The organism is Erwinia typographi (assembly GCF_000773975.1).
Taxonomy (GTDB): domain Bacteria; phylum Pseudomonadota; class Gammaproteobacteria; order Enterobacterales; family Enterobacteriaceae; genus Erwinia; species Erwinia typographi.
In genome coordinates this window covers 1-3,268 of sequence record NZ_JRUQ01000021.1, presented here as the reverse complement: position 1 = coordinate 3,268, position 3,268 = coordinate 1, and the positions used below count along the sequence as shown (strand labels likewise).

Below are 3,268 nucleotides of genomic sequence, written 5' to 3'. Positions count from 1 at the left end.
CACGCCCTAAGACTCTACCCTTTTCGAATGATCAGGCCCTCAAGTTCCAGTTGTTTGCGCCAGCCATGTACTGTGGCGATCCCAACGCCAATATCATCTGCAACCTGCCTGAGGCTCCAGCTAAAGGGTGGCATCAGGTGCATGATAGCGCGTTCTCTTAACTCAGGTGCAATCCGGTGGTTAGCCATTTTACAGCTCCGGCCCCCAGTGAAAAATTCAGGCGACAACTATCCTGCCACTGGGGGGGCGGTTTGGGTCGGAATACGCAGAAATCCCTGGAAAGCTGGTTGCGCGAAAAGATGAAAACGCTGTCGAGGCACTCGGAGCTGGCGAAGGCGTTCACGTATGCGCTAAACCAGTGGCCAGCACTGACGTACTATACGGAGGATGGCTGGGCCGAAGCCGATAACAACATCGCTGAAAATGCGCTGCGGATGGTAAGTCTGGGGAGAAAGAACTGGCTGTTCTTCGGCTCAGACCACGGTGGTGAGCGTGGAGCGTTGCTGTATAGTCTGATAGGGACGTGCAAACTGAACGGCGTGGATCCAGAAAGCTACCTTCGCCATGTCCTTGACGTCATAGCTGACTGGCCGGTCAACCGGGTCAGCGAGCTGCTACCCTGGCGCATCACACTGCCAACTGAATAACACATCCCCGTCAATACGGTTCTCGCTGGACGCTTACGTTCAACAGAAGTGGCAGAAATGCTGAACAGCATCGCGCTCAGACGGCCCTTACCTCAGTTGCTGAAAACCGATAATGGTTCTGAATTTGCAGGGAAAATGCTGGACAGGTGGGTGTATGAAAGGGGTATCCGCATTGACTTCTCACGCCCGGGAACACCGACGGACAATGCGACCGTGGAGTCCTTCAACGGCAGGTTAAAGCAGGAATGTCTGAACGAGAACTGGTTCATGTCCCTGGAGGATGCCCGGTGCAAAATCGAGGCCTGGCGCATACACTATAACCAGAGTCGTCCCCATTCTGCACTGGGCTGGATGACCCCATCTGAATTCGCCGAGAAATCTGCCGGTTGCCAGAATATGCAACCAACATGAGGCCGGTTATTCCTGATTATGACTGGAGCATATTCGGGGTCAGGGTCATCCCGGAGTGGTTCACTTATTTAGAATATCCGCTGACACAGTCCACGGCCTGGGATTACCATGGAAACATAGTACATCCGTCCCCGGAGGAATTGTTCCATTTCCCGTAGACCTGCTCCTGTGCCAGCCAGGCATCCCTTTGCTCGCAACATGAACTTTGTATGATTTAACCCGTTCTCCAAACCTCGCCACACCGCAACCGCAGATTTTGGCCAGCACGTCCTGGTCGCCACGGCACATTGACATCCATTGTGCAGGTTTAGCAATCCATGCCTGCCATATAGGAGCCTTTGCACTATGAGGAATAAACATCATCCCACTCGCGGGGGTTTGAGGGAAGTAGAAATCAGACAGCATTCGAAAGCGGTCATCGTTCAAGTACGGCACAATATTACCGGTAATGATGGTGTCCAGATCAAAGTAAAGAATATCTGACATGGTCAGCTCAGGGTTGAACAACTCCATTTTAGAGAACCATCCCGCCCAACCATACCTCAATGGGAGTGTGTTAACGCCCGGCACGGGAACATCAGAAAAGCAGACGGATTGCAGATCATCAAATTGCTCGTGCAGTCGCTGTACGTGAGTCGGCAAGTATTCTCCGCCAGATTTTAAAACTGTTGCGATTATGGTCATTTGAAGCCGTCTCCGTATTTAATTCGCATTTTATCATCATCTTTAGAAATACCGATGGTGATGACCACGTTCTCTGCCGTCTCATGCGGCAGACGATGGTATTCAAGAGGCATACTGCCGATAGTCAGCCCCGTTTGGTGACGGCAAATTACGGCATCAAAAGCCGGTTCATCGGTGCCGCCATAGACATCAGCAAACCGTCTCCAATCATCGCAGAGGGTCTTTGTCCTATTTTCGACGACCAGTCCATAACTGAAACATGCCACACTCTACCAGGGACAGAGGAATGAGGGCGCAGAAACAGATCTTCAAGAAAATTAAGGAGCATATGCTGTAATTTATGAATGTCGCTATCTGCATCCACCCGAACAATACGCGGGTAGATATCAAGCATCTGGCGAATAAAGCCAGCTTTCAGCCGCGTGTTAGCAAGCCAGTTGTCGCCACTTTCGATGCCGCAAATATCGAGATGTAGTCCCATACCATCCAGTGAGTGCGCCAGTTGTTCGGCCATCTGCGGATAAATCCAGTTCCCAGTAAAAAATGAAACAAATATGGGGCTATACATTAAGCCATTCCTCCATTGCCATCTGTGGGATGCCGCTCAGCTTACCGCAACTGACGACGTTAATCTGGTCCAACGCGCTTGCAAACAGCAACGGAAGGTGGCTGAGACGCGGGTTCGACCTCCTTCGATACGCGACTCTTTAGTCGCATCAACGCCAATCAGGGCCACATCTTTGAACCCCAAATGATAAGCCAGGCCAAGCGCTGTTACCAGAATGAATAACACTTTTCTCTTCAGAAAGCCCAAGAACTGCCGACCACCGCCATAACCACCACGCTGGAGAATACCTGGTCCTCGGCTCTGCACCACGCCGGGCTAGCCGATTATACAACTGAACACCCGGAAGCGTGCACGATAGCCCGGCAGCATGATAGTGAACGCCATCGCGCCGCTGGGAAAGCCGGCGCAGGTTTTCAGCCGATGGATCAAGCGTGAAAAAATGATCGACACGGGAAAGCCAGTCAACCGCGCCATTAACAGCAATGACGGTCACATCATTAGACGGAATGAATCCCCTTGCAGAGGGGCCGCTGCCGACAATGACAGCACGGAACAATCGCTTATTAGAATTCATCGGTGAACATCCCCTTCTCACTCTCAGTGCTTAAGATTCGGTCATTATGGCCATAAACTGTTCCGGATGCCGCGATACGGCAAGAGCTCTTCGGATAAGCCTCAAGACCGTTCTGCGGCATCTAAATAATTATCACCGCACCAGGTTGCGCAACGCGTTTAGCCGGACGCAGAAGTTGTTATTTGCTGTGAAGCTGATGAGCAATGCTCATATGTACGCTGTAAAGGCAATCAGCGCTAAATAACTGATCCTAATACAGCTACACTTTAGCCAGTCCATGCTTCCCCCTCTAGACCGACAAGGCGGTTTTTACCGGTGAAGTCATCATCAAAAAAGACGTTCCCGCCATACATCCAGCCATTCTGCCAGAACGTACGTACGCCC

Annotated in this window: 2 protein-coding genes and 4 pseudogenes; 3 read left to right on the top strand and 3 right to left on the bottom strand. The window is 51.4% G+C overall.

Features of this window, described 5'->3' with window-relative positions:
• Positions 1 to 269 precede the first annotated feature (269 nt).
• Positions 270 to 647 (top strand): annotated as a pseudogene (locus NG99_RS06060) (IS66 family transposase); the annotation flags it as partial.
• 105 nt (positions 648 to 752) lie between these two features.
• Positions 753 to 1,058: pseudogene (locus NG99_RS06055) on the top strand (integrase core domain-containing protein); the annotation flags it as partial.
• 60 nt (positions 1,059 to 1,118) lie between these two features.
• Here NG99_RS06055 and NG99_RS06050 read toward each other — a convergent pair.
• On the bottom strand, positions 1,119 to 1,742 hold the full coding sequence (locus NG99_RS06050; RefSeq protein WP_034889528.1) for a hypothetical protein: 624 nt from the start codon (positions 1,740 to 1,742) through the stop codon (positions 1,119 to 1,121).
• Positions 1,743 to 1,890: 148 nt separating this feature from the next.
• On the bottom strand, positions 1,891 to 2,310 hold the full coding sequence (locus NG99_RS06045) for a hypothetical protein (RefSeq protein ID WP_034889526.1): 420 nt from the start codon (positions 2,308 to 2,310) through the stop codon (positions 1,891 to 1,893).
• Between the two features lie 614 nt (positions 2,311 to 2,924).
• On the opposite strand from NG99_RS06045, the pseudogene NG99_RS28055 reads away from it, so the two are divergent.
• Positions 2,925 to 3,121: pseudogene (locus NG99_RS28055) on the top strand (IS1-like element transposase); the annotation flags it as partial.
• Between the two features lie 35 nt (positions 3,122 to 3,156).
• Here NG99_RS28055 and NG99_RS30330 read toward each other — a convergent pair.
• Positions 3,157 to 3,268, bottom strand: a pseudogene (locus NG99_RS30330) (inverse autotransporter beta domain-containing protein); the annotation flags it as partial.